Below are 26,364 nucleotides of genomic sequence, written 5' to 3'. Positions count from 1 at the left end.
TCCATTCAAAATCCATTTTGCGGCAATTTCAAAGTGCGGCGCACTGCGTGACGCTTTGAAATTGCCACAAAAGAAAGTATTTTCCCAATTTGAGAATACATTTCATTATATTACATCCACGGAAGCTTTTCAACCGCTGTTCTGTGTTTCATCCCAGTGAACATCCGCCACCGCCGCACAGACCACACGCGCCGCCCCTTCCCGCAACAAGATACGCGCACATTCGCAGAGCGTTGCGCCCGTCGTGACGATATCATCGATGAGCAGGATGGACTCTCCCGCCAGCCGTATCCTGTTGCAAGCCCGGTATACGCCCTGCACATTTCGCAGGCGTTCTTCGCCGGAGAGTTCGTGCTGCACCTGGTTTTCCTTCGCCTTTCGGAGCGTTTCTACATAGGGCAGTCCCAGCCATTTTGCAGCCTCCCGCGCAATCAGCTCCGCCTGGTTGTATCCACGCTCGCGCAGGCGTCGTTTCGAAAGAGGGACCGCTGTTGCAACCGTAAAAGCTTCCTCCCTCCATTGCTCCCGAAGCCCTTCGGCAACTTTCCGGCCATAATAGGGCGCGTATTCCCGGTGCCCCTGGAACTTGAACCGCATGAGCGATTCTTTGACCGGGCCTTCATAGCGGAAGGGCGTCAAACACCATACAGTCTCCCCGCTTACGCCCGGTTTCATGCGGCGAATCGCGGGAGAAGCCGCGATCTCGTTTTCACACGCTTCACAGATCTCCCACCCTGGATAGATTAATTCGTCGCAAAATAGGCATCGCGGAGGGAACAGCATGTCCCCCAATGTTTGAAAAACAGCCTTTAAGCCCATGGTTCCTTCCCTTCTATTCCTCCTGACCGGCACCTGTCAAAAAATACAAAAGGCCGGAGTAACGCCGGGTCTTGCGGGCGTTTTCCACCATTGCCTGCACGGTGCGCCGCATCCCCACCATCACCAGCAGCGTTTTTGCGCGCGTGATGGCCGTATAAAGGAGATTGCGATAGCACAACTGCGGCGGCCCGGGAAACATGGGCATCACCACCGCAGTGAACTCATTTCCTTGGCTTTTATGGACCGTCATAGCATAGGCCAATTCCAACTCGGAGGCGGCATCCAATTCGTACAGGACGAGGCGGTCGTCGTCCATCAGCACCGTCAGGACAGAAGCGCGGCGGTCCACCCCGCACAACACGCCCATGTCCCCGTTGAACACGCCTTCGCCGGTGGTGCCGTCCGATTTGTTCCAAGGGAGGTTGTAGTCGTTTTTGACCTGCATCACCTTGTCGCCTTCGCGAAACAACACCCCATTGACCGTAATCTCATTCTTTTTGCGGTCCGGTGGGTTCAGAGCAGCCTGTAGGCGCTTATTCAGCTCATTGGTCCCCAAATCGCCCTTCCTACCGGGACAAAGGACCTGAATGTCCGCCATGGGGGAATATCCATAGCTGGCGGGCAGGCGCTTGGCGCAGAGGCCGACGATGGTCTCCGCCACATCTGCGGCATTGCTGCTGGGCAAAAAGAAGAAATCGCTTGTCCGCACGGAGAGGTCGGGCATCTCCCCCGCCACGATCCGGTGGGCATTTGTGACAATCAAGCTCTGCATGGACTGCCGGAAAATCTCGTTCAAACGCACCACCGGAAGCATCTCCGAGGCAATCAGATCGCCCAGCACATTGCCGGGCCCGACACTGGGAAGCTGGTCGCTGTCGCCCACCAGGATCAAGCGGCAGCCGAGCGGAAGCGCCCGCAGCACTGCCTCAAAAATGGTGACGTCCACCATGGAAAGCTCGTCGATCACCAGTGCGTCGCAGTCCAGATTGTTCTTTTCGTTCTTAGCAAAGGTGGGCTGGTCGTTCTCATCCCATTCCACCTGCAACAAGCGGTGGATGGTCTTGGCCTCTTTGCCGGTCAGGTCGGACATCCGTTTCGCCGCGCGGCCCGTCGGCGCTGCCAAAAGCACCTTTTCCCCCTTGCGCTCCAAAATCTTGATGATTGCGTTGAGCGTGGTGGTCTTTCCGGTGCCGGGGCCGCCGGTCAAAATCAACATGCCCTGGGACAGCGCCTTGCGGATGGCCTGCTTTTGCATCTCCGCATAGTGGATCGAGAGCTCCTGCTCCATCACCGCAATGTAATGGTCGATCCCGACGATCGACTGTGCCGGATAACGCAGCAGCATCCCGATGCGCGCTGCCGCGTAAACTTCGGAGCGATGCAGCTTTGGGGTAAAGATAAATTCCCTGCCGTGAAAGAGCTGGGAGATGACGGAACCGTCCTGCTTGAGCTGTTCCAGCGCCTCCTGGGTAAGCGCCACATCGACACCCAGCATTCCGGCCGTCGCAGCCAGAAGCTTTTCCACCGGCAGACAGGTATGCCCATTCCCGATGTTGTGCTTCAAAACATACACCAGCCCGGCGCGGAGGCGGCAGATGTCGTCCTGCGGGCGCTCCAAAGAGGCGGCGATGTCGTCCGCTCGGCTAAACCCGATGTTCAGTCCGTCGTCACATAGGCAATAGGGATTCTCCTGGACCCGCTCCACGGCCTGCGGGCCGAACTGTTTCCAGATGCGCACCGCTTCCTCCGGGGAAATGCCGTATTGCCCCAAACTGAGCATCATCTCCCGGATGCCGTGCACGCGCTGGAACTCCTCCCCAATCTTCCGCGCCTTGTCGCGTGTAATCCCCTTGATGCTGCTCAGGCGCTCCGGTTCTTCTTCCAAAATGTGCAGGGTGTTGTCCCCAAAGGTATCCACAATCCGGGCGGCGGTGGCAGCTCCAATTCCCTTGATCGCTCCAGAGGACAGGTATTTCAGCATTGCCACTGCAGTGGCCGGCTTGGAGCGCTCAAACGCCTCCACCTTGAACTGCGTGCCAAAATTCGGATGGCTGCTCCAGTTGCCGATCACTCGGAGCTCCTCCCCAGCGCTCACCCAGGGGATGGTCCCCACCACGGTGACCAACTCCTGGCCATTGTTGAGCTCCAATACCGTATATCCGTTTTTTTCATTCCGAAAGACAATCCGCTCCACCGAGCCGGTCATCTCCAGAAGGGTCTCTTCATACATGTTGGTTCCTCCCATATGTCGGGTTTTTGCGTTCCAATTGCATCGCTTGGCAGCCGTCATCCGACAAAATTCCAATTCCAACAGGGCTTATACCGGCCGTTTGTCCGTTCGGCCGGTATAAGGCATGATTTTAGTATAGACGATTTTGTATGTATTTGTAAACTATTGTTCCAGGATTTCCGCGACTTCCTCCGGCGTACAAATGCGCACATCCAGGTTTTCACGGCTGACAACACGGCAGACCTCCCGCGTTTCTTCGTCCATTCCTCGGTCGACGCAGAGCACCAGCTTCTCCTGCGTGCTGTCCAACCAGCGCAAATGCTCCAAGGCGTTCTTCAGTGCGAGCTCCGCTTCGCCGTCGTGCCCTTGGAAGGAGAGCACCCAAAAGAGCTTCCCCCGATGGCGGGTGCGCAAAAAATGGAAGGCCAAAAGCCGGAATACCTCTGTCAGCCCAATAATCGCTAAAAAAATCAGAATGGTCTTAAATAGAATTCCCCACATAAAAAATCACCTCATCACAGTTTATGTGACAAGGTGATTTCCGCGCATATTTTTTCAAAATCGTACCATCAAGATCGTACTATTAGGCGTTGAGCGCCGCCTTGAGCGCTTCTACCCTGTCCCGCTGTTCCCACGGCAGGTTCAGATCTTCGCGGCCCATATGGCCATAGTTGGAGATCTGGCGGTAAATCGGGCGGCAGAGGTCGAAATTCTGGATGATCGCGGCCGGGCGCAGGTCAAACACCTTGCGCACGGCGTTTTCCAGCTGTTCGCTGGTATAATCGGACGTCCCGAAGGTATCCACCGCAACCGAGATGGGCCGCGCTACACCGATGGCGTAAGCAAGCTGCACCTCACATTTCTTTGCCAAGCCCGCCGCTACAATGTTCTTCGCCACATAGCGTGCCGCATAAGCCCCGGAACGGTCCACTTTGGTCGGGTCCTTTCCGGAGAAGGCGCCGCCCCCGTGACGGCCATACCCGCCATAGGAATCCACAATGATCTTACGCCCCGTCAAGCCGGTATCCCCCGCCGGGCCACCCACAACAAAGCGGCCAGTCGGGTTGACATAAAATTTGGTGTTCTCATCCAGCCACTTGGCCGGGATCGCCGCTTTGATCACATGTTCCACCACGTCGGCGCGAATCTGTTCCAACGTGACATCCGGGCTGTGCTGCGTGGACAGCACGACCGTATCCACGCGCACCGGGACGCCGTCTTCGTACTCCACAGTAATCTGCGTCTTCCCGTCCGGACGCAGATAGGGCAGCTCGCGGCTCTTGCGCACGTCGCTCAGCTTTTTGGACACCTTGTGCGCCAGGGAGATCGCCAGGGGCATGAGCTCCGGTGTTTCGTCGCAGGCAAAGCCAAACATCATCCCCTGGTCGCCCGCGCCGACGCTGTCGAGGGCGTCGGTCGCGCCGTTCTGCGCCTCATAGGATTTATTGACGCCCATGGCGATGTCGGGCGACTGCATATCGATCGATGTGATAACGCCGCAGGTATTGCCGTCAAATCCATATTTGTTGTTGCTATAACCGACGTCGATGGCCACATTGCGGGCGATCGACGCAATATCCACGTAGCATTCCGTGGAAATCTCACCCATGATGTGCAGCATCCCGGTTGTCGCCGCCACCTCGCAGGCGACATGCGCATGGGGGTCCTGCTCCAAAATCGCATCCAATACCGCGTCGGAAATCTGGTCGCAGAGTTTATCGGGATGCCCCTCGGTCACCGATTCGGAAGTGAAAAAATACTTTGCCATGTTGTGTTTGTCCTCCTGTTTGAAAATTGCCAGTCTTGTCCATGTCCTTGGAAGCGATTGCCTCCTGATTCAAGATTCCAGGTCATAAAAAAGCCGCCCGGAAAACCGAGCGGCCTATAAAGCAACCTCATCTTTCGGTTTACCCGCAGGAATTAGCACCTTGCTTTTAAAAGCAGGTTGCCGGACATCACAGGGCCTGTTCCCTCCGTCACTCTTGATAAGGACATATTCTGTTAGCAGATGTATTATAGCACGGATTGGTATCCCTGTAAAGGGACAAAATAAGAAAAATTCCTACAAAATGTGTCTTAGGACTGGCCAACAAGATCCTTATGACGGCGGACAAACGGCTGCAATGCCTTGAAGACAATCGCTGTAATCACACAGTTGGCCGACGCCTTGATGAGATTAAACGGGATAATGACTGGGATGATCATATCCACGACCGCCTGCATCGGCACGCCCTGGAAATAGCTGGTCAATACCAGATTCAGCGGGATCATCAACGCGGTCATCGCCAAAGTCCCCAGCACCATACCGACGACCGTATCGCGGAATTTGTGGTGCCATCCGCTGAACTGCCCCACCAGGACCACCAGCGCACCGGACGCGACGACGTGCATCACCAGCCCAATCCAGCCATCACCACCTAAAAGGAACGCCTGGATCAGGGAAACCACCAGCAGGATCACCAGTCCCGGTACGGTTCCAAACAACAGCGTCCCCAATAGGATCGGCACATCCGCCATGTCGTACTTCATGAACGGTGCGGCAGGGATAATCGGGAATTGGGTGACCGTTACAAGAACGATTGCAATTGCGGCGAGCATTCCCATTTGCGCCATGCGGATCACATTGTCTTTGGTGTTTGTTTTCATAGATACCTCTCCTTTTTGTGGGCTGTCTACGAAAAAAGCCCCGCGGCAATAACGCCACGGGGCCTAAATACGCATAACGCGCGGTTCTTCTTCCATCCGGACTATACCGTCGGCTTTGGGATCTCACCAAAATCAGCTTTCGCTCGCGGGCTTGTCGGCTAACGCCGCATTACCGCCGGTGGGGAATTGCACCCCGCCCCGAAGACAGCTCTTAAATTTGTTAATATTATAACGCTCTTCCATGCGTCTGTCAATCCTTAGAACGATATTTTTCCGGAATTACTTGCTCCACCATGTTTTGTATGTAAGATAAGCTAAAGGGAGAATCGTATTGGCGCACGCCGTGCTGTTGCGCCAATGCCTCCGAATATTGTTCGAGCGGATAGATCGTTATATCCCGGAAATAGTCGCCGTAATGGGTGACAATCGGTTCGAAACGGACGTCCGTTATGGATATCTTCCCGCTTTGCAGCTCTTTCTCCACGGTCACCTGGAGCATCCCGCCCACCATGCTCATCGCGCGATCCTGCGCCGAGACAAAATTTCCCAGGGCATAGACCACCGGACATTGCGCGCCATCCGAAGCGCGTTCCAACATAGCCACCGGCTGTAAGGTATGCGCATGGTTTCCGAAAATAATATCCGCGCCCCAATCCACCAGATTTTGGGCCAGCTCCTGCTGCTTCTGGGTGGGGGTATGGGTATACTCTGTCCCCCAGTGGACGGACACCACTACAACGTCCGCCATGGATTTCGCCTTCTGGACCAACCGCTTCAGAAGGTCCGTCTCCTTGGTCAAGAGGATGTGATAGGGGGAATCCTTCGGCAGAGACAGGCCGTTGGTCATCTCCGTCACACCGATGTGCGCTGTCTTGATGCCGTTTTTCTCTATGATGCGGATGTTTTCCAAGTCCGCATCGCTTCGGTACGCCCCCACCACGGCGGCATTCTTTTTGTCCCAAGTGTCCAACGTGGCGCGCAGCCCCTGTTCGCCCTGATCCAGTATATGATTGTTCGCATGGTTGATGACATCAAAACCGATCTTCACCAGCTCGTCCCCCAATTCCGCCGGCGAATTGAACCGCGGGTATCCGGATAAGGGCAGGATATCGCCCGCCAGCGGCGTCTCTTGGTTGATGACCGCGACGTCCGCCTGTTGGATATAGGGGGCAACCCGCTCATATACCGGGGAAAAGTCATAGCCTGTCCCGCCGGCGCGCCGGTTGGCCTGTTTGTAAATGCCGTCGTGGATTAGGTTGTCGCCCACCCCGAGGATTGTGATCGAGGCGGTCTCCGGCTCCGGCAAAGGTTCGCTTTCCAAAGGCTTGTCCGGAGGCGGTGTAGACGGCGTTTCCGGCTCCAGCTCCTGTGACGGTTCGAACGGTTCCTCCGCTGGCTGTGAAACGCTCTCTTGTGGGATCTGCTCTGTATTCTGAATCCGCCCCGTGGTGGACAGCAGAAGGAAAGCAGCAACGCACAGCAAAACAGCTAAGCCCGCTGTGGACATCCGCAAAATGACCGTCCCCATGCGCACCGGTAATGGGCGGGGATTCTTCCGGTAATACTTTGCTTTTTTCATATCGGGTTCTCCTGTATTGATACCGTCCATGGCGGCCGATATACTTCATCGGCCGCGCCATTCTCTACTTGGATTATACATCAAACTGCGGAAGAAAGCCATGAAAACCGTATGACGGATTCCGACAGAAACAGCCGCCGTGAAGGATCGGCTCCACAGCGGCTGATCGAAAGGATCTCCAGAACCAGTTATGCCGGGTAAACCAGGTTCCGCTCGTCCCAATCTTCGATGATGGGCAGGAAGTCCTGCGCCTCTTTTCGCGCTCCTGCCAGATCGTGCTCCAAGTAGTTGCCGCATTCTTTGGCCGTCGCCCCGGGGATCTCCCCTTCATACTCTGCAATCTGCCGGAAAATCGAGCGGATCAGGCGCACCGCGTCCGCCTCCTCCATGTCCTTGAGCAGGAAATAGCAGCCCGTCCGGCAGCCCATCGGCCCAAAGTAGATCACATGATCCTTCCACTCCGAATTGCGCGCAAAGGTCGCGAACAGGTGCTCCAGGGTGTGCAGCGCCGCGTTTTCCAAATAGGGCGGCGTATTGGGGCGGCGCATACGGATGTCATACGTCTTCACGTCCCCGTCGATGCGGGAAAGGTAAATGCCAGGTACCAATTTGTCGTGGTCAATGCAAAAGCTTGCAATTTTATCCATACGATTTCCTCCATTTTTGTTTGAATCAGATGATTGGATCTCAGCCAAAGGAACGGCCTCCCGTGAGCTTATCCAGATCTATCCCTGCAAAAAATCCGTTGATCAGTTCCAAAGCATCCTGAATGGACCGTTCATATACGTCGAAAAAGCTTTCGTTCTTGGGCTCTCCATTCTCCGGCCAGCGCCATGTTCCCAGCAACGCGTTGGCGTAATCGAAATCATCCCCTTCGCCCACGCCGCGGATATGGCACGAAAGAAGATGCTTCCCGCCATGCTTCTTTTCCCAACGCTCCACCAGCGATTTTTTCAAACTGGTGCGGTCGTTCAACCACCCCAACGCTGTGTGCGCATCTCGGATTGCCTGCTCCACCAGGGGTTTCGCATTCGATACGCCAAACCGCACATGCAGCAAAAACGCATAGAGTGTGGCAATCTCCGCCTCCACCTGTGGATTCTTTGGAAGCGTCTTTTTGAGGGAAAACTCAATTGGAAGCGCCCCGGCCTCATAGCGCAGCAGGATCACGTCGAGCGCCGACTCCAATTCGTGGTGTGCAATCTGCTCATCTTGCTCCGGTTGGACCTGTAACAATCCGTGTGCATGCGCCCGCACAAACGGGTGACAGGTCCGGTCTGCCGCATAATGGCAGAGGAATCCCGCGATATAGCTTTTTACGACCTCCGAAGGGTGGGACTCCGCATAACCGCGCAAAACGGATAAGGTCTGAACGACCTCTTCCTGGTGCAATCGTTCCCCGTAAACAGAGAGACTCTCCCCTTTTTGCCAAGGCAAAACCCTATGATAAAAAAGGAAATCCGGCCCCTGTGCGCCCCACAATAACGCATTGTGGTTGACGGAATCCTGTTTCCAGAGTTCCAGTACGCGCAAGGCGTGGTAGTAATGTGTGATTGCCGCAGGCATATGCATCCCTCGCTTTCCGTCCCCGCCATTCATAAAAATAGGAGACATCCCAAAAGATGTCTCCTATTGTAGCACAATCGATTTTCTTTTTAAAGGACTTTGGACAAAAAGTCCTGCAGACGTGGATTCTTCGGATGCGTGAAGAACTCGTCCGGCTTGGCCTCTTCCAAGACCTGACCCTCATCCATGAAGAGGACACGCGTGGCCACCTCGCGGGCAAAATTCATCTCGTGCGTGACAACCACCATGGTCATCCCTTCGTGCGCAAGCTCTTTCATAACCTGAAGCACTTCTCCAACCATCTCCGGGTCCAAGGCGCTGGTCGGTTCGTCAAAGAGCATCACATCCGGCTCCATCGCAAGTGCGCGCACAATGGCAATGCGCTGCTGCTGGCCGCCAGAGAGCTGGGAGGGATAGGCGTTTGCTTTATCCTCCAGACCAATGCGCTTCAAAAGCTGCATCGCCTTATCGTCCGCCTCTTTCTGCGTCTTGATCTTGAGCGTCACAGGTGCAAGCGTGATGTTTTTCAACACGGACAGGTGCGGAAACAGATTGAAGTGCTGGAACACCATGCCCATTTTGCGGCGGAGCTGGTCTACATCGCAGCCGGGAGCGTTGATCTGCGTCCCTTCAAACCACACCTCGCCCCCGGTGGGCATTTCCAGCAGGTTCAGGCAGCGGAGAAAGGTGCTCTTTCCGGAGCCGGACGGCCCCACGATCACCACCTTTTCCCCTTTTTGAATCTCCTGGTTGATCCCCTTGAGCACATGAAGGTCGCCCCGCAGGGTATGGAACGTCTTTTCCAAATTTTTAACGCTTATCATTTTAACGTTTATCACTCTGGTGCAGCCTCCTTTCGAGCTTGGACAGGCACGTAGTCAACAGGATGACCAGCACCAGATAAACCGCCGCCACCAGGAACAGGGGCAGGAATGCATCGTATGTAATACTGCGGATAATATCGCCGCCCTTGGTCAGATCCTGAATGCCGACATAACCGGCGACGGAAGTCTCCTTCAAAAGGGCGATAAACTCATTGAAGACCGCAGGCGCGACATTTTTAAATGCCTGCGGCAAAACGATCTTACTCATGGTTGTCCGGCCGTTCAAACCCAAGGAGCGCCCAGCCTCGATCTGGCCACGGTCCACGGACTGGATGCCGCTTCGAATGACCTCGGCAACATAGGCGCCGGAATTGATACCGAACGACAGCATTGCCACCAAAAGCGTTTCCCCGCTGGCGAAGATGAAGTACACCATAATCATCAACTGCACCAGCACAGGGGTGCCGCGGATAACCGTCAAGTATAAACCGCAAATTTTATTGAGGATGCGCAGTTTCTTTGGGTTATTCTGATGCGTGATGCGCACCAGGGCGACCAACGTACCCAGGATGATACCGATGATGACAGCCACCAACGTGATTGCCACCGTGTTGCCAAATCCCTGTACGATGTACATATACCGGTCTTTTAAAATAAAATCATCATAGAACTGCTGTCCCAGATCGGAGAAAAAGGACAGCGGAAGCGATGCGAAAAGTGTCTGCATGACGACCTCCCCATAAAACAGAAGCAGGCAGAAAAGCCGCTGCTCCTATCAAAGGGTCCAGCCGCTCTTCTGCTGTCTCTTGTTTCTTCTAAATTTATTCAGCGCTGATGTACTTGCTGACGATCTCATCCATCTCGCCGCTGTCCTTCATCTCCTGAAGGACTTCGTTGACCAGCTTCTGCAATTCCGTGCTGCCCTTCGGCATGGCAATTGCATATTCTTCGCTCGTGAGCGCCTCATCCAGCTTCTTGATCTTATCGCTGTTCTTTTCCACCAGCTTTTCAGCCGGGAAATCGTCGATGACAACCGCGTCAATACGGCCAGCGAGCAGGTCGGAAACTGCCTCCATGCCCTTGCTGTAACGCTTCACTTCTGCCACAGAAATGTCGTTCTCTCCGTCCTCGTTGGTGCAATACTGGTCGCCCGTGGTGCCCAGCTGGACGCCGACCGTCTTACCGTTCAGATCGGTACGGGAAGTGATGTCACTGTCATTCGTCACAATGATCGCCTGGGAAGCGTCGAAATACGGATCGGAGAAATCCACGTTCTTTTTGCGGTCCTCGCTCGCAGTCATACCCGCTGCAACGATGTCCGCTTTGCCGGACTGCAACGCTGTGATCAATGTGTCAAATGCGATGTCGCTGACTTCCAGCTCTACGCCCAGCTTATCGGCAATTTTTTGGGAAATCTCAATGTCGATGCCAACGACCTCGTCGCCATCCTTGTACTCAAACGGCTCAAACTCCGCGTTGGTTGCCATGTGCAGCGTTCCTGCATTTTGAATGTCCTCCGGCGTCTTGACTTTGCTGCCGCAAGCAGACATCGGAACCATCATGGACACCGCCAGAAGGAATGCTAAAATCTTCTTCCCTGTTTTCATAAATCGTACCCCCAAATTCGTTACTGAAATCTTCTCTCATTCTATCGCATAAATATTCATATTTCAAGCATACTTATGCGGTCTTCGAAATTTCAGAAGATTTAATAACTTACTAGATAAAAATCGAATAATTTTGTGGAACTTGCAAGCCGCAAGACTCCAAAAGTATACAGAAATCCTCTGGAACTGGCGCGATTATGCACATTCTTTCCCCAGTCACAGGATGCTGGAATGTGGCTTGCGCACAATGCAACGCCTGACGGCCAATGAGCCGCCGGCTCCCGCCATACAGATCGTCCCCTGCTAAAGGGTTCCCTCTGTTGGACATATGCACGCGGATTTGATGTGTCCGACCGGTTTCCAGCCGGAAAGCCGCCAATGTATGACTCTTTGAGCAGCATAAAGCACGCCAATGCGTCACCGCGTGGATTCCGTTTTCCGAAACACAGCGCTGGATCGTATGTCCCGGCAATCGCTCAATCGGGCCGTTTTCCGTCCCGCTTCCCGTCAGGATACCTTCGCATACTGCCAAATAGACTTTTTCGATCCCATGCGCCAAGCGCGCTGCTGCATAGGTGTTCTTCGCCAAAACCAATACGCCGGTGGTATCCCGATCCAGCCGGTAGACCGGCCGGAAGGCGCAGCATGCATCTTTTTTCTGAAAATATGCGGCGGCGGCGTTCGCTAAGCTGTCCCGGTCGTGCCCAGGAGAGGGATGCACCGGCATCGCCGCTGGCTTGTCAACCGCCAAGAGATCCCGGTCCTCATAGAGTGGGGCCAAAGGAAGATCCACCGGTTCTGGACAGGCACCGTCCGCGGGAAGCGCAAGCTGTACTTGGTCGCCAGCCTGCAAAACCTTTCGTACCGTCGCATGGACGCCATTGACTGTAATTCCCAGAGGTTCCTTCTTGAGATCGGTCAAAAGCCGGGCGGATACCCCGCAAAAATGGCGCAAAAACCCTTTTAACTGTGCAGCATCGTATGCTTCCGGCACTGTGAACGTCAGTTTTCTCATGGAACCTCCCCGCGGGCAGACAAAAAGAACGGCGGCAAGCCCATCCGCACACCGCCGTTCTGTCCCACAAAACGATTTATTTTACTTCGACGGTCCAACCAAACTCGTCCTTAATTTTACCCCACTGGATTCCAGTGAGGGTATCGTACAACTTCTGGGAGAGCGGACCGATTTCCCCATTGTTGATCTCCATGATGTCGTCGCCCCACTTCAAGTGGCCAATCGGGGAGATAACTGCCGCCGTACCAGTACCGAACGCCTCTTTCAGGCGGCCTTCTGCCGCTGCATCCGCAACCTCCTGGATCGAAAGCCTCCGCTCCGAAACCTTCATCCCCCAGGACTTCAACATCTCAATGCAGGACATACGGGTAATGCCGGACAGGATCGAACCCTGCAACGCGGGTGTGACCACTTCGTCGTCAATGACAAAGAAGACATTCATAGTGCCGACTTCTTCGATGTATTTGCGCTCCACGCCGTCGAGCCACAGCACCTGGGTATAATCCTGCTTCTCCGCCTCATCCTGCGCCTTCAAGGAAGCTGCATAGTTGCCCGCCGTCTTCGTGAAGCCCATGCCGCCGCGCACCGCACGGACATAATTGGTCTCCACATAAATCTTGACCGGATCGAGCCCTTCCGGATAGTACGCGCCTACCGGGCAGCAGATGACCATGAACAACAGATGGTGCGCCGGATGTACGCCGATGTGAGGATCGACGCCAATGATAAACGGGCGAATATAGAGGGACGTCCCCTCTTCACTGGGCACCCAGTCCTTTTCTACGGAGACGAGTTTTTCAATCGCTGCCTTCGCAAGCTCCTCGTCGATCGGAGGAATGCACAGGCGGTCATTGGAAACATTCAGGCGGGCCATGTTTTTATCCGGACGGAACAGCAAAATTCTGCCATCCTGCGCGCGGTAAGCCTTCATGCCTTCAAATACGGACTGGCCGTAATGCAGGCACATGGCGGAAGGATCCATTTCAATCGGCCCATAAGGAACGATGCGGGGATCGTGCCAACCCTGCCCCTCGTCGTAGTTCATAATAAACATGTGGTCGGTGAAAATGGTTCCGAACGGAAGGGGCGCGCCCGGAGCCGGCTTTTGTTTCGGATTTTTTGTAAGTTCCACTCTGATTTCCTGCATGGTAAATGCCCTCTTTCTGATTATTCCCGTTTATTGTACCATCATTTTTCGGGGATTTCAAGCTGTTACTGTGCGAAAGGCACAGCAAATTTCTCCACAGATTTGATAAGATTTGATCTGTTTTTTAGAGGGAACTCCAAATTCTTCCCCTTGCTACAATCTTATCTATCAAATTTGCATTTCTCCATCGCTATTTTCATTTTGCACAGAAGCATCAAATATCCTGCATAAATGCTGTTCCATGGTTACGCAGCCCCTTGGGATAGCGATTCTTCAAACGGCCTCCCGAGCATTTTCCAAACCCGGTGACAATGCCGTCCACCGCCACGCCGGTATAGCCCTTATAGGAATCGGGCGCTTCCAGCTCTTCCCCGTGCAGGAATGCAGCGATCCGTGGGTCACTGTGGGATAGCTCGAGTACCACACGCAGTTCCTGGGGCTTTGCCGCCATAAACGCCGCATGTGCCGGTTCGATTCGTTTCTGAAAGGTGCCCAACAGCACGCCAGCCCGCAACACCCCGAGGCCCTTCATCTGGGGAAGGCCGTTTGGCAAAAGCAAGAGGTTGTCGCCGATCTGTTCCATTGCCCCCTTGGGCGCTTCTCGATAGATCAGCTCACAGCAGGCTCGCGCCTCCTTACTCGGCTTTTGATAGGAATAGGGCGCCGGCGCATCGCCGTTTTCGGATATCCGCTGTAACTTCGCCACAAAATGGCCCTCGCCGCCATCCAGCGGCAGGATGCGCCGTGTTTGTGGAATCGTGCCCGGCCGTCCGAAAGAGACGCCGCAATCCACCAGTGCAAAATCGCAATGTTCCTCCAAAAACGCAGAGATCACCCCTTCGTTTTCCTCAGGGGAGAATGTGCAGGTCGAATAGACCAGAATGCCACCCTCCCGCAGGGCCTGCGACGCACTCTCCAAAATCGCAAGCTGGCGCACAGCGCAAGTCTTTACATGCTCGGGACTCCATTCCTGTATCGCCCGTTCGTCGCGCCGGAACATTCCTTCACCGGAGCAGGGGGCGTCCACAAGCACTTTGTCGAAGAAACCCGCCAACGCGCCGCAAAGCACCTCCGGACGGCAGCAGGATACGACCGCATTTCGCACACCCATTCGCTCCACATTGGAGAGCAACGCATTTGCCCGGTTTCGGACGATCTCATTGCTCCAGAGCAAGCCTTCCCCCGCCAATAAAGCGGCGATCTGTGTGGATTTTCCACCAGGCGCCGCGCAGAGGTCCAGCACCCGCTCGCCGGGCTGCGGGGCTAACACAGTGACAGCCGAAGCCGCGGACGGTTCCTGCACGTAAAACGCACCCGCATGGTGCAACGGCAACGCGCCCAGATGTTCCGCCTCCTCTGGGACATAATAAGAAAGCGGCGAAAACGGCGCCGCTGTGACCGGAAACGGCAGGGCCAAACGGAGAAGATCTTCCCCACATTTTTGGGGATTCAAGCGGATTCCCCGCAAGTGCGGCTTTTCATAACAGGCGAGAAAGACCTCATATTCCCTGCCTAATGTCTCTTTCATGCGGTCGCAAAATGCCTGCGGCAATGTTGTCATGTCTGTTTCTTCCCTTCTTGAACGTCTCTTTCTTTCCATCTTTTCTGGCTTTCTGTGGGCATCCGGCAATACCGCTTTCAGGATGGCAACACCACGCCATACTGCTCAAAATTTTCCCGCGCTTCTTTGAGTAGCAAGCCATGGTTTTCGCCACGGGGCTCTTCTTTGCCGGATAAAAACACATCGATTTCCCAATAACCAATCGGGCAAATGTAGGAAATCATATCTTTGTGGCTGGGAATGGTTCGATCCCCGCAACATGTACAAGGCGCACCGTTCTCCACATGCGTCCGTTCCTCTTCGTTGTCTGGCCGGTTCCCCTTCTTTTCCCGTAGGGCGGAACCCTATTTTGGGCCTTTCTCAATGCCGCCACCTCCTTGCATAGTTCGCATCATTGGATTTCGCACATTTTTTGAAAGCAAAATCGCATAATTCCTCTTTCCAAAACCAATAATAAGTGCGCAAAGGGGGTGAATACACATGAACAGCAATTACAATAACAGTCAGAACAGTTCCCAGAATCGCTCTAGCCAGAACAGCTTGCAGAACAATTCCCAGAACCGTTCCAGCCAGAATGCCAAGAACAGCACGCAGAACCGCTCTAGCCAGAACAGCCAGAATTGCAAGAATGGCACCAATCAGTGCAGCGGTCAGAACAACAGCCAGAACAGCAACAACTAACGTTCCATTCTGACGATCGCCCATTTTTTCGCAGATGCCGCTTGCCGTGCAAGCTACATCTGCGGGAATGGGTGCGAGAAATCCCCAGGCTATATGTAAGAACAGGCGGCTTTGTTACACGACAAGGCCGCCTGTTTTCTCATGTCCTTTTGTGAGAGGATTCTCTTTTTTTACGGCTATCTTTTAAAATTTGCCGCAGGGACTTATCGTCCGGCTTTTCTTCCCGGAATCCTTCCCCTGTGATTTCCCCCGCCTCGCCTACAATCACAAATGCGTTTGGGTCCACCGCATGCACAATATCATTGACCTTGCACACCTCATAACGCCGCACCGCGCAAAGCAGCATTTCCCCCTCGCGCCCGCTATAAAGGCCGCGGGATTTTAGCGCTGTAACGCCGCGATCAAGCTCGATCAAAATCCGTTGGGCAATTTCCTGGTTTTTTTCTGAAATGATAAACAGCACCTTGCCATTCCCCATATCCGTACCATAGAGGATGGTATCAATCAGCCGGGTTGAGACAAAAATGGTAATCAGCGCATATAATGCGCTTTCCATGCTCTGGAATGCAAAACCTGAAAATGTGATAATAACAAAGTCCACGCCAAGCATGAGCTTTCCCATGGAGAGGTGGCGAAAATGCCGCCCTAACAGGCGCGCCACCATGTCTGTGCCACCCGTAGTCCCACCGCGCATGAAGACCAAAGCAAGGCCTGTTCCCTCCAGCACACCGCCAAATATGGCGGCCAGCATGGGGTTTCCTTCATAGGGGGGCACTACATATCCTATCAGATCAATTGCCGCAGAGGATAACAACGTCGCCACGAAGGTTTTCGCCACCATCTTATAGCCAATTTCCGTAACCGCCCAAAGGAATATCGGGATATTGATGAGGAAAGCAGTCGTACCGATCGGCGTGTGGAACAAATAGTTCAACACGATGGACAAGCCCGTCACCCCTCCAGAGGCAATTTGGTTCGGCGCAGTAAACATTTTCACCGATACTGCATAGACCAAGCTTCCCGCTACAAAAAACAAGATATCCTTGGCAAGCGCTTTGGATCGCTCCTGGCTCCACGAAATCTTCATAGCAACCCCTCCTCTCATGTCAACGGCTCATTTTTCCATCAAATGCTGCCCATCCTCCTCATCCAACGCCTCACATGCAAGCTGAAACAGCTCGCGAAGGCGCTGTAAGTTGCCGGTCAGATAGACATAACCGAACAGCGCTTCAAAGGCCGTGGCCGCATGGTAATCCGCAACCTTGGCATTCTTCGGCACATGCCCCACATGCGCATTCCGTCCGCGGTTGTATACCGCTGCCTCTTCCTCCGTCAGCATGGGAAGAAGCTTTTTGGCCGCGGCAGCCTGGGCGCCGCAGCAGACCTGCTCCACCGAGCGCTTATGCAGCTTGTTAACCGGGCAATTGCCCTGGCAAACCAGCTTTTCCCGTACGAAAAGTTCGAACACACCGTCCCCCACAAACGCCAGCGTCAAAGGGCTAAGCTGTTTTGGGTCGCACTGGGCACCAAATAACCGTTCCAAACGTATCACTCCACAAAATCGAATTCAATTTCATAAATGCTGACGGTATCGCCCTCCTGGATACCCGCATCCCGAAGGGCGTCAATCACGCCAGTCTGGATAAGAACACGCTGGAAATATTGCAGCGATTCGTAATCGTCGAAATTGACGGAGTTGATGACCTGCAACAGCCATTCGCCCTCCACCATATAAATGTTGTCCTGTTTGGTGATCTTGACGGCATTCTTTTCAAAGTCCTCCACCGGCTTCTGCGGCAGGGGCTCCGGCTCATAGCGCTTGACCGGCGGCAGCTTACTCAGCAGCTCGGAGATACGGTTGAGAAGCGGGTCCACATCGTAGCGGATCGCCGCCATGATGGGAAAGAACTCGTATCCCTTGCCCTCCACATAATTCTTAAAGTCCTCAATTTGTTCATCCGTGGCAAGGTCGCACTTATTGCCCGCTACCAGCATGGGACGCTCTGCCAATTCCGGATTGAACTTTTTCAGTTCCGTATTGATGATCTCAAAATCCTGTTTGGGATCGCGGCCTTCGCTTCCTGCAACATCCACAATGTGGACCAAAAGACGGCAGCGGTCCACGTGACGGAGAAACTGGTGCCCCAGCCCAACCCCTTCGCCCGCGCCTTCAATCAGGCCGGGGATGTCTGCCATCACAAAGGAGCGGCCATCTTTCAGCCGCACCACGCCGAGCACCGGTGTAATGGTCGTAAAATGATAGTTGCCAATGGTCGGCTTCGCCTCGCTCACGACGGAAACCAGGGTCGATTTGCCCACATTCGGATAGCCAACCAGCCCGACGTCTGCCAAAAGCTTCAGCTCCAGGATTAGCTCAAAGCTTTCTCCCGGCGTGCCCGGTTTCGCAAAACGCGGCGTCTGACGGGTTGGCGTGGCGAAATGGATATTCCCCCAACCGCCGCGGCCGCCCTTTGCGATGACCTGCGGCTCATCGCTGGAGAGGTCCGCAAGAATGCGTCCGGTCTCGGCTTCCTTGACCAAAGTGCCCCGCGGCACGCGGACGATGAGATCCTTGCCGCTCTTGCCATTGCAGCGCGCACCGCGGCCATTTTCCCCACTCGGGGCTACATATTTGCGCTTATAGCGGAAATCCGCCAGGGTGGAGAGGTTGTCGTCCACTTGGAAGACAACATTGCCGCCCTTTCCGCCGTCGCCGCCGTCCGGCCCGCCGGAGGCCACATACTTTTCCCGATGGAACGCAACGGCTCCATCGCCGCCTTTGCCCGCTTTGACGGTGATTTTTGCATGGTCGATAAACATCTTGTATCACTTCCCTTATATTGGGCTGCCCGTTGGACAGCATAGGGCGTAGATAAATCTTTCCACGCTCCTTCTTTTTGTATACCAATCTCCCCGCAGAAACCGAAAAAATCCCTGCCGAACGGTTCCGGCAGGGATTTGTCATTCTGGTAAAATTACTGCTCCACAGCGTAAACGCTGACCTTTTTGCGGTCGCGGCCCAAACGCTCAAACTTAACGCGGCCATCCACCAATGCAAAGAGGGAATCGTCGGAACCTCTGCCCACGTTCTCGCCCGGATGAATGTGTGTGCCACGCTGCTTGACGAGGATATTGCCCGCCAACACAAACTGGCCGTCTGCGCGCTTCACACCAAGACGCTTGGACTCAGAGTCACGGCCGTTCTTGGTGGAACCCATTCCTTTTTTATGTGCGAACAGCTGAATATTTATCTTCAACATACCTTACACCTCCACATAACTTACATTGATATTTTCTGAATATTGCTCCTCAAGCCCCAACATATGAAGCTTGAAACCCGCGAACAAAACGCGGCAGTCCCTGGCTGCTTTGGCCGGGATACGCACAAGCATGTAGCCTTCTTCAGCTGCCACCTGCGCCTCCACACCGATAATCTCCGTCACCGTGTTGGCCGTCATATATGCCGCGGAGGATACCGCCGCACAGATGATGTCGTTGCCCTCTTCCCCGCTACCGGAATGACCGCTGATGCGGAACCCCACCAAGTCGCCGTCGGGCCTGGTGAAAAATTCAGCGCAGATCATTACGCATTGATGGCTTCAATCTGCACCTTGGTGTAGGGCTGTCTGTGGCCCATCTTGCGCTTTTCACCCTTCTTGGGCTTATAGGTGAAGACCGTGATCTTCTTGGACTTGCCGTTCTTCAAAACCTTACCGGATACGGATGCGCCCTCCACATACGGTGCGCCGACCTTGATGTCGCCGTCGTTGTCCAGCATGATGACCTTGAAGTCAACGGTTGCGTCTGCTTCCGCAGCAAGCTTCTCGACAAAAATAGTGTCGCCAGCCTGGACCTTGTACTGCTTGCCGCCTGTTTCAATCACTGCAAACATGAATTCCTGTTCCTACCTTTACTTTAGTCTCGCTACTATCGGGCGGGAAGACCCACTTATAGCCCGTAATATGCGGCTTATCCATATTAGCATATCCTGTCAAAAAAGTCAATCCTTTTCCCTGCTAACTGCGGCGGGAAGCCAAGCTTTTTGCAAAATCTGCCAAAGCCTTTCCTTCTTCCCCAAAGGGCTCCAATGCGCGCACGGCTGTATGGGTGAGCTCTTTCACGCGCTGTTTTGCCGTTTCCAACCCCAAAAGGGACACATATGTCGACTTCTGGTTTTCCGCATCGCTGCCGGTCGCCTTGCCGAGCGTCGCCGCGTCGCCTTCCACATCCAGGATGTCGTCCACAATCTGGAACGCCAAACCGATGGCACACGCGTAGTGCTCAGCAGCGTCTCTTTGACGTTCATCCGCCCCGGCGAGCGCACAGCCCATCCGCGCAGAGGCCAAAATCAAAGCGCCCGTCTTTTTTTCGTCCATCTCCTGGAGCGTTTCCAGGGAAATGGCTTTGCCCTCGGAGCGCAGATCGATCTCCTGCCCGCCGACCATCCCATGGATGCCCGCCGCGGATGCCAGCTGAAATGCCGCTTCCGCCGCGCAGTCCGCCCCAACCGCCGCGAGGCTCTCCGGGGAAAGCATGGTTGCGAACGCCAGCGTCAGCAGGCCGTCCCCTGCCAGCAACGCGGTATCTTCCCCATAGGCCTTGTGATTTGAGGGTTTCCCGCGGCGCAGGTCGTCGTTGTCCATGCAGGGGAGATCGTCGTGGATGAGCGAATAGGTGTGAATCATCTCCACTGCGCAGGCAAACGGCAGCGCCGCCTGCACGTCCCCGCCGCACAGCCGGCAGAACTCCAAAACGAGCGTTGGCCTCACGCGCTTGCCGCCGTCCAAAAGGCTGTAGCGCATGGCCTCAATCAACCGCTCATACCGGCAGTGTTCTTTTGGGAGAAGTTCCTCCAATTTTTGCTCGATCATGGGAAGATATGTGTCAAGCTTCATGCCTGTTCCTCCTTTTCCAGCGCAGAGAGTTGGGTGATCTTTTGCTCTGCCTGTTTCAGTTTCTCATAACAGAGTGTTGCCAGGGCGGACCCCTCTTCAAACAATTTCATGGAGGAATCCAACGATTCTCCCCCCTCTTCCAGCTGTTTGACAATTTCGTCCAGCCGGGTGACCGCAGCCTCAAACGTCGTCGCCTTTTTTGCCATCTCCCGATTCCTCCTGTTCTGAAAAACGTTCTGTCCGTTCGACCAAACATGCAATCTGTCCATCCAAAAGCCGCAGGGAGAGCTTGTCCCCCTTTTGCGCCTGCTCCACGCTGGAAACGACTTCACCGCCCGCGGCACTGGCGATTGCATAACCGCGGGAAAGCACTTGCAGCGGGCTCAGCGCGTGCAGCCGACCACTGAGTGCAGCCAACCGCGCTTCATCCTCCGTCAGCCTTCGTTTGATGCCGTCGGAAAGCCGCGTGAACAACTCGTCGATGCGCATGCGCTGGACCGCCAGAAGTTCTTGTGGATTGCGCAGGACGCGGCTACCCGCCAGGGAATCCACCTGCTGGCGCAGCTGTTCCAGCCTTGCACGCAGAAAAGAGGCCATCCGTGCCTCCTGATTTCGGATGGTGGAAAGCCAATCCGCTTGATCCGGCACGGCCAGCTCCGCCGCGGCCGAGGGGGTTGGCGCGCGCAGGTCCGCCACGAAATCGCAGATTGTAAAGTCCGTCTCGTGCCCCACCGCGGAGATCACCGGGATTTTGGATGCGGCCACTGCGCGCGCAAGCGTCTCCTCGTTGAAGGGCCAGAGGTCCTCCAGCGATCCCCCGCCGCGTCCCAGGATGATGACATCCGCACAGCGGAGACGGTTCATCCGCTTTAAAGCATCGATCAGCTGCGGCGCCGCGCCTTCCCCCTGCACCAACACAGGGCAGAATATGACCTCCGCCAACGGCCACCGCCTAGCCAAAATGGTCACAATGTCGTGCACCGCCGCGCCGGTTGGGGAGGTAATCACGCCGATGCGTGTAGGAAAGGGCGGCAACGGTTTTTTTCGGTCCGCGCGGAACAGCCCCTCGGCGCCCAGTTTTTCTTTGAGCTGTTCAAAAGCCAAATTTAAAGCGCCCACGCCATCCGGCTGTAGATCTTCAATGTAAAGCTGATACTGGCCGGTGGGCTCATATACGCCAATATGCCCGCGCGCAATCACTTTCATGCCATCCTCGGGCAAAAAACGCAAGCGCCGCGCATAGGTGGCGAACATAACCGATTTCACCACGCTCTTCTCATCCTTCAGCGAGAGATAAAAATGTCCGGACCGGTAGTGATTGGTAAAATTCGAAATCTCCCCGCTGACGAAGACGCTTGTGAGGTTTGGGTCCCCCTCCAGCAGGGATTTGATATACGTATTCAATTGTGTAACGGTCAAAAGCACCGGTTCCACCATCGTCCGATTCCTCCCGGAGATCCAGAATTCCAAAGTCCGTCTAGCATGCGCCGCAGCGTTTCATCTCGGTGAGCACGGCGATGCCGGCCGCGTTGTCGCTGGAAAACGCGGGCTCCGCAAACACTGCGCCGTATTTTTCCGTAAGCGCCTCTCGAATGAGACGGTTGGACATCACGCCGCCCGCAAACAGCATCGGCAATCCACCGTACTCTTTTTGCAACGCGGAGGCCATGCCGTCCAGCGCCGCCAGGATGGAAAGGAGGCAATAGCGCGCCACGTCCTCCCGCGGGCTGCCATAATCGAGCATTTTCCTGCATTGGTTCTCCACGCCGGAGAGGGAACAATCCGCCCCCTTCATAGACGGACGGATTTTAAACGAAGCATCCGACTGCAACGCCAATTCCTCCAGGAATTTCCCCGCGGGAAACGGCAGCCCTAGCATTCCGCCCACGCGGTCAACCGCTTGTCCCCCTTTTAAGTCGAGCGAACGTGCGACGATCTCCGCCTGGAAAAGATGCTCCCGGTCCGGCGTGACCCGCACCGCCTCGGTGGTTCCGCCGGAGACATGGAACGCCAAAAACGGCTCCTGCAAAAAGGAAAGTTTTCCCGCGGAATAGAGCGCCGCCGCAATATGCCCCGCCTGATGGGAGAACGAAAAGAAAGGCACGGAAAGCGCCGTTGCCACCGCCTTCGCCGTGCCTATTCCCACTGTGAAACAGGGCATATAAGAGTCCTCCTGGTCGCGTGGACGCGCGGACGCCCCCACCGCTTCGATTGCACCTTCGCCGCCAGCTCCGTGGAACAGCCGTTCCAGGATCTGAGGAAGTTGCTGCACGTGGTGGAAAACGGCGTCGCTCTGCCGCAGGCCAAGTTCGCCTTTCCGCACCGGCAGCAACTGCTTTTCCTGCCGGATCTCGCCGCCGGTATAGAGCGCAGCGGAGGTCGTGTAGTTGCTCGTATCGATGCCCAGAACCTTATGCATGTTTTTCACCGAATTCCTTTGCAACCGATCCAAGGACCCCGTTGACAAATGGAGCGTCCTCCGCTGTCCCATATTTCTTTGCGAGGTCGACCGCCTCGTTGATCGAAACGCTGACCGGGATCTCGTCTTCAAACAAAATCTCGTAAATCGCCAGGCGCAATAGGGACAGGGAAACCTTTGACAGGCGGTTCATCTTCCAGCCCCGGATATTCTTCTCAATCTGTGCGTCGATCTCCGCCTCATGCTGCTCCGCACCCTCGGCAAGGCGCTCTGCAAAATCGTCTACAATCATATCCTTGGACAAACCGGCCGCGTCGATGATCCGGCTGACCGACTCCCGGTTGATGGTTCTTTCAAAGGTCAGGGCAAACGCCTGCTCTCTGGCTTCGCTTCGTTTCATAAGCTTCCTCCGCGTAACTTGTCAAAATAAGAAACCCTCCACAATTGTGGAGGGTTCAAAAGGTTCGTTCGGTTTTCAAACTTCCACGCGGTTATTATACCACAGTCTGGAAGAAAAGCACAAGGGAGCCGCAGAAGAAATCCTACTGGTTCTCCACAATTTTGATCTTATCGTAGGTGACGCCCGCCTGCCCAGCCACAATGTCCTTGATGACCACCGCGTTGTTCGGGTCCGATTCCTTGACCTTCACCACCACATTGCATTCCCCGTTTTGCAGGAATACCACGCAGTCCTCAAACCCTTTGGCCTTGATGAGGTTCTCGATGTTGCTCTCTTTCAGGACATTCTGCGCCACGACCGCCGCCTGTGCAACCGCATCTTTCTTGGCCGCGTCGCTCTGTTCCGCGTCCTGTAAGACCTTTTCCAGCAGCTCTACCGCCTCATCCCGCGCCTTTTGACGGCTCAAGCGCGCCTGTGTGAAATAATCGTTTGCATCCGTGCTCTGTCCCGCCTCGGAGGAAACCGGTGCGCTGGACGACTCTGCCGGCGCCGAGGAGGACGGCACGGAGGCATTGACCAGTTGTGCTTCTCCGAGTTCCTTCTGCGAGGTGACCGTATTCGTTGCAAGCAGTTGATTATCCCCTGAGAATTGCCAATTCAAATAGACGGCTGCCCCCAGCGCGACGACCAAGGCCGCAAGAACAAGCTGACGTTTTCCAATACCCATACGTATGTACTCCTCCTGTTGTTAATTTTCGCCCTGTATTGCAACGCCGGGCACAGCAGTGATCCGGCCGGGCCTACCCTGTATCCGCGGCTTTGACCACGCAGACCCGGACCGATGTGATATCCAGCGCCGTGGTCACAGCATCGATCACGCGCTGTTGCACCACCGGATCGTCCCCGCCGTCGCACACCACTACCACCCCCTTGACAACCGGCTGCACCTCGGTCACGGCCAGCGCCCGCTGGGAGCCATCGGCGTCTTTCACCAGGATGTAGTTGGTTTCTGTGCTGTTGTTGGAGCCGCGATCCTCAGTGGTCTGGGTGCTGCGTTTTTCCTCCTGTGCATACACCTGTTCCGCGCTGCGTTCCACCGTCACCATCACCTTGGCGTTGCCCGCCCCTTGAATGTTGGTGACCAATTCGGCAAGGCTCTGCTCCAGCTCCTGCGTATACGCCTGCGCGGACTGCGCCGCCGGTTGAGAGGACGCCTCCTGCGTCTCCTCCTTTCCCGGGCTGAACAGCCCGGACAGAAAGATCAGCGCAATGCCCGCCACCCCTGCGATCACAACCCATTTGCGGCAGGTTTCGTTCTCCGCAAACTTTTCAAACCAACTCTTTTCTTCACGATCCTTCGTCGCCATGCGCCGTTACCTCCACTTCCAGCCCAAGCGTCTCCCGCAGATGCGCTTGCGCTCGGGCGCAGTCCCCGCCGTATTCTTCGGCCAGCGTGACCTCCACCCTGTTAATACCTATGCTGTTGTCCGCGTTTGTATCCATCCACACCACAACTTTTTCACTTTTTATGTCCATTCTGCTCAGCTCTGCCGCAACGAGGTTCTCAATACTGGCACGCGCCGCGGTCTCCATCTGGTTTTCCACTGTGCTTTGCAATTGGGTATTCTCCTGTACTTGCCCTTCGATGGGGAAAGTCCAGGCGATCTGCATCCCCAGGTTTTTCAAGGGCATGGCCAGCGCGCAAAGGACAAACGCCCCGAGCACAAGCTTTACCATCCGTTCCATTGCGCCGCTCGGCGCCAATCCCTGTAACAGGGCGGCCGCTAAAGCCGCCAGGCAGATGGCCGCGCTCCATTCGCGGACCGCCCCCATCATCCTCCCCCCTTTCCCATCAGCAGTACAATCGCTGTAGAAACCGTCAGGATGGTCATACAGCACAGCACAATCGCCAAAATCAACTCGACCGCTTTGGCAACCGCCCGCAACAGCGAGGTGATCTCCTTAAGCTCAAAGACATCCCCCGCCCCTGCACAGACGTTGAGCGTCACCATCCAAAGCAGGCATTGCAGGATGACGGGCAAAAAGATCAGTGCGCCCGCCAGAAGGCCAAAGGCTCCCACGCCGGATTTCAGCAGCTTTACACAGCCGGTCACCGTTTGTAAAGCGTCTCCCAAAGCGCTCCCCACCACGGGTACAAAACTGCTGACCACAAATTTGGCAGCCTTTGCCGTCGTCTCATCCATGGAGGACGCCACGATGCTATGTACCGTCAGCAAGCCGGCGAAGACCGTCATGCAAAAGCCGAGCACCCATTTGACCACCTTGTGAAACGCGTTGCAGATGCCGCTCAGGTTTACCCCTGGGGAAATAGCAGACACAATGGAGAGGGCCAGAAAAATGTTGAGGCAGGGGACCAAAATGCTGGCAGAAAGGATGGAAATGACATTCCCGACCGCCATCATCAGTAAATTGTACGATCCTGCGGAGACGGGCTGCCCTGCGGCCAGCATGATTCCGGCGAGGACCGGCACACAGGCCAGAAGAAAGCCCGCTGCGGCCTGCACCACCTGTGCCGCATGTTCAATGCATGCCACCACTGGCCCCACCACCGTGGTACACACGCAGAGCGCGCCAACCATGCCGATCACTCCGCCGAGCGGCTTTTCCCCCAGGGACAGTTTCATCCCATTGCATAGAGCGCAAAGCAACATAACGGCAATGACCGAGGCCGCCGCTTGCAGCGGCCCTCGGGCGTTTTCCTGCGCCATGCCGCCGATTTCCGAAAAGAGAGCCTCCGGCGTGATCGAAGTCAACGCCTGCCAATCCGTCCCGTCAATTCCGAGTTCCTCAAGCGTATGTTGTGTCTCCTGCGGAAGCTGCTCCGGCAAGTCGGCCGCACCGCTCTCTTCCAATTGTTCCGTATAGTAGTCCTCCGTCGATTCCGCCCACGCAATGGGCGCAAACAACACCGTTAGGACGAGCGCCAACGCCAGGCAAACCATCCGTTTCAATCG

General features: G+C 55.3%; 31 protein-coding genes and 2 riboswitches. Of the genes, 1 reads left to right on the top strand and 30 read right to left on the bottom strand.

Annotated features, from left to right (window positions below):
* Positions 1-129: 129 nt before the first annotated feature.
* The 15 genes from B5F54_RS05885 to B5F54_RS05815 form a co-directional block, all read right to left on the bottom strand.
* Entirely contained in the window at positions 130-819 is a 690-nt protein-coding gene (locus B5F54_RS05885; protein WP_087231849.1) for a ComF family protein, read from the bottom strand.
* Between the two features lie 13 nt (positions 820-832).
* Entirely contained in the window at positions 833-3,049 is a 2,217-nt protein-coding gene (recD2, locus tag B5F54_RS05880; RefSeq protein ID WP_087231845.1) for an SF1B family DNA helicase RecD2, read from the bottom strand.
* A gap of 162 nt (positions 3,050-3,211) precedes the next feature.
* Positions 3,212-3,550, bottom strand: a complete 339-nt coding sequence (locus B5F54_RS05875; protein ID WP_087231842.1) for a hypothetical protein — start codon at positions 3,548-3,550, stop codon at positions 3,212-3,214.
* 82 nt (positions 3,551-3,632) lie between these two features.
* Positions 3,633-4,817: a methionine adenosyltransferase gene (metK, locus tag B5F54_RS05870; protein WP_087231839.1), complete on the bottom strand. Its 1,185-nt coding sequence runs from the start codon at positions 4,815-4,817 to the stop codon at positions 3,633-3,635.
* 124 nt (positions 4,818-4,941) lie between these two features.
* Positions 4,942-5,041, bottom strand: a riboswitch (SAM riboswitch).
* Positions 5,042-5,125: 84 nt separating this feature from the next.
* Positions 5,126-5,695, bottom strand: coding sequence for an ECF transporter S component (locus tag B5F54_RS05865; protein WP_087231836.1), 570 nt, complete (start codon positions 5,693-5,695; stop codon positions 5,126-5,128).
* A gap of 80 nt (positions 5,696-5,775) precedes the next feature.
* A riboswitch (FMN riboswitch) is annotated at positions 5,776-5,905 on the bottom strand.
* 40 nt (positions 5,906-5,945) lie between these two features.
* The gene (locus B5F54_RS05860) at positions 5,946-7,274 is read right to left on the bottom strand and encodes a CapA family protein (protein ID WP_172749598.1); all 1,329 of its coding nucleotides are present in this window, start codon (positions 7,272-7,274) and stop codon (positions 5,946-5,948) included.
* A 188-nt stretch (positions 7,275-7,462) separates the two neighbouring features.
* Positions 7,463-7,921 carry an S-ribosylhomocysteine lyase gene (locus tag B5F54_RS05855; RefSeq protein WP_087231830.1) on the bottom strand — a complete coding sequence of 153 codons (459 nt, stop codon included), beginning with the start codon at positions 7,919-7,921 and terminating at the stop codon, positions 7,463-7,465.
* 40 nt (positions 7,922-7,961) lie between these two features.
* Positions 7,962-8,888, bottom strand: coding sequence for a zinc dependent phospholipase C family protein (locus tag B5F54_RS05850; RefSeq protein ID WP_087231827.1), 927 nt, complete (start codon positions 8,886-8,888; stop codon positions 7,962-7,964).
* Positions 8,889-8,929: 41 nt separating this feature from the next.
* On the bottom strand, positions 8,930-9,664 hold the full coding sequence (locus tag B5F54_RS05845) for an amino acid ABC transporter ATP-binding protein (RefSeq protein ID WP_087231824.1): 735 nt from the start codon (positions 9,662-9,664) through the stop codon (positions 8,930-8,932).
* 1 nt (position 9,665) lies between these two features.
* A complete protein-coding gene (locus B5F54_RS05840) occupies positions 9,666-10,391 on the bottom strand; it encodes an amino acid ABC transporter permease (RefSeq protein WP_087231822.1) in 726 nt (241 codons plus the stop codon).
* Positions 10,392-10,485: 94 nt separating this feature from the next.
* Positions 10,486-11,271 carry a basic amino acid ABC transporter substrate-binding protein gene (locus B5F54_RS05835; protein ID WP_087231819.1) on the bottom strand — a complete coding sequence of 262 codons (786 nt, stop codon included), beginning with the start codon at positions 11,269-11,271 and terminating at the stop codon, positions 10,486-10,488.
* 112 nt (positions 11,272-11,383) lie between these two features.
* The gene (locus B5F54_RS05830; RefSeq protein WP_087231816.1) at positions 11,384-12,286 is read right to left on the bottom strand and encodes an RluA family pseudouridine synthase; all 903 of its coding nucleotides are present in this window, start codon (positions 12,284-12,286) and stop codon (positions 11,384-11,386) included.
* A 76-nt stretch (positions 12,287-12,362) separates the two neighbouring features.
* Positions 12,363-13,433, bottom strand: coding sequence for a branched-chain amino acid aminotransferase (locus tag B5F54_RS05825; RefSeq protein ID WP_087231814.1), 1,071 nt, complete (start codon positions 13,431-13,433; stop codon positions 12,363-12,365).
* A 214-nt stretch (positions 13,434-13,647) separates the two neighbouring features.
* The gene (locus B5F54_RS05820; protein WP_087231811.1) at positions 13,648-14,994 is read right to left on the bottom strand and encodes an RsmF rRNA methyltransferase first C-terminal domain-containing protein; all 1,347 of its coding nucleotides are present in this window, start codon (positions 14,992-14,994) and stop codon (positions 13,648-13,650) included.
* 77 nt (positions 14,995-15,071) lie between these two features.
* On the bottom strand, positions 15,072-15,278 hold the full coding sequence (locus B5F54_RS05815; protein ID WP_087231808.1) for a CPCC family cysteine-rich protein: 207 nt from the start codon (positions 15,276-15,278) through the stop codon (positions 15,072-15,074).
* Positions 15,279-15,474: 196 nt separating this feature from the next.
* Here B5F54_RS05815 and B5F54_RS05810 point away from each other — a divergent pair, with 196 nt between their 5' ends.
* On the top strand, positions 15,475-15,675 hold the full coding sequence (locus tag B5F54_RS05810; RefSeq protein ID WP_087231805.1) for a hypothetical protein: 201 nt from the start codon (positions 15,475-15,477) through the stop codon (positions 15,673-15,675).
* 139 nt (positions 15,676-15,814) lie between these two features.
* Here B5F54_RS05810 and B5F54_RS05805 read toward each other — a convergent pair whose 3' ends face one another.
* From B5F54_RS05805 to B5F54_RS05735, 15 genes are all read right to left on the bottom strand, one after another.
* Entirely contained in the window at positions 15,815-16,762 is a 948-nt protein-coding gene (locus B5F54_RS05805) for a YitT family protein (RefSeq protein WP_087231803.1), read from the bottom strand.
* A 27-nt stretch (positions 16,763-16,789) separates the two neighbouring features.
* Positions 16,790-17,218: a Mini-ribonuclease 3 gene (locus B5F54_RS05800; protein WP_087231800.1), complete on the bottom strand. Its 429-nt coding sequence runs from the start codon at positions 17,216-17,218 to the stop codon at positions 16,790-16,792.
* 5 nt (positions 17,219-17,223) lie between these two features.
* Positions 17,224-18,495 (bottom strand): GTPase ObgE, encoded by a 1,272-nt coding sequence (gene obgE, locus B5F54_RS05795; protein ID WP_087231798.1) that lies wholly within the window; start codon positions 18,493-18,495, stop codon positions 17,224-17,226.
* 155 nt (positions 18,496-18,650) lie between these two features.
* Positions 18,651-18,935, bottom strand: a complete 285-nt coding sequence (rpmA, locus tag B5F54_RS05790; protein ID WP_050698087.1) for a 50S ribosomal protein L27 — start codon at positions 18,933-18,935, stop codon at positions 18,651-18,653.
* A gap of 3 nt (positions 18,936-18,938) precedes the next feature.
* Positions 18,939-19,259, bottom strand: coding sequence for a ribosomal-processing cysteine protease Prp (locus tag B5F54_RS05785; protein WP_087231795.1), 321 nt, complete (start codon positions 19,257-19,259; stop codon positions 18,939-18,941).
* Positions 19,259-19,567 carry a 50S ribosomal protein L21 gene (rplU, locus tag B5F54_RS05780; RefSeq protein WP_087231792.1) on the bottom strand — a complete coding sequence of 103 codons (309 nt, stop codon included), beginning with the start codon at positions 19,565-19,567 and terminating at the stop codon, positions 19,259-19,261. Before rplU ends, B5F54_RS05785 begins: the two co-directional genes overlap by 1 nt.
* 124 nt (positions 19,568-19,691) lie before the next feature.
* The gene (locus tag B5F54_RS05775) at positions 19,692-20,570 is read right to left on the bottom strand and encodes a polyprenyl synthetase family protein (RefSeq protein ID WP_087231789.1); all 879 of its coding nucleotides are present in this window, start codon (positions 20,568-20,570) and stop codon (positions 19,692-19,694) included.
* A complete protein-coding gene (locus tag B5F54_RS05770; protein ID WP_087231786.1) occupies positions 20,567-20,776 on the bottom strand; it encodes an exodeoxyribonuclease VII small subunit in 210 nt (69 codons plus the stop codon). The genes B5F54_RS05775 and B5F54_RS05770 overlap by 4 nt, the downstream gene beginning before the upstream one ends.
* Complete coding sequence (xseA, locus tag B5F54_RS05765) at positions 20,751-22,007, bottom strand: exodeoxyribonuclease VII large subunit (RefSeq protein ID WP_087231783.1); 1,257 nt, start codon at positions 22,005-22,007, stop codon at positions 20,751-20,753. The genes B5F54_RS05770 and xseA overlap by 26 nt, the downstream gene beginning before the upstream one ends.
* A 40-nt stretch (positions 22,008-22,047) precedes the next feature.
* Positions 22,048-22,989 carry a peptidase M22 gene (locus B5F54_RS05760; RefSeq protein WP_087231780.1) on the bottom strand — a complete coding sequence of 314 codons (942 nt, stop codon included), beginning with the start codon at positions 22,987-22,989 and terminating at the stop codon, positions 22,048-22,050.
* Positions 22,982-23,389, bottom strand: a complete 408-nt coding sequence (gene nusB / locus B5F54_RS05755) for a transcription antitermination factor NusB (RefSeq protein ID WP_087231777.1) — start codon at positions 23,387-23,389, stop codon at positions 22,982-22,984. Before nusB ends, B5F54_RS05760 begins: the two co-directional genes overlap by 8 nt.
* A gap of 142 nt (positions 23,390-23,531) precedes the next feature.
* The gene (locus B5F54_RS05750; RefSeq protein WP_087231774.1) at positions 23,532-24,116 is read right to left on the bottom strand and encodes a SpoIIIAH-like family protein; all 585 of its coding nucleotides are present in this window, start codon (positions 24,114-24,116) and stop codon (positions 23,532-23,534) included.
* Positions 24,117-24,189: 73 nt separating this feature from the next.
* Entirely contained in the window at positions 24,190-24,756 is a 567-nt protein-coding gene (locus tag B5F54_RS05745) for a stage III sporulation protein AG (RefSeq protein ID WP_087231771.1), read from the bottom strand.
* The gene (locus B5F54_RS05740) at positions 24,737-25,222 is read right to left on the bottom strand and encodes a stage III sporulation protein AF (protein WP_172749596.1); all 486 of its coding nucleotides are present in this window, start codon (positions 25,220-25,222) and stop codon (positions 24,737-24,739) included. Before B5F54_RS05740 ends, B5F54_RS05745 begins: the two co-directional genes overlap by 20 nt.
* On the bottom strand, positions 25,222-26,352 hold the full coding sequence (locus B5F54_RS05735; protein WP_237967115.1) for a stage III sporulation protein AE: 1,131 nt from the start codon (positions 26,350-26,352) through the stop codon (positions 25,222-25,224). The genes B5F54_RS05740 and B5F54_RS05735 overlap by 1 nt, the downstream gene beginning before the upstream one ends.
* Positions 26,353-26,364: the final 12 nt, after the last annotated feature.

The sequence above is a fragment of the Anaeromassilibacillus sp. An250 genome (genome assembly GCF_002159845.1).
Lineage (GTDB): Bacteria > Bacillota > Clostridia > Oscillospirales > Acutalibacteraceae > Anaeromassilibacillus > Anaeromassilibacillus stercoravium.
Note: the sequence above shows the minus strand (reverse complement) of the source record. Positions and strands in the feature narration are given on the sequence as shown.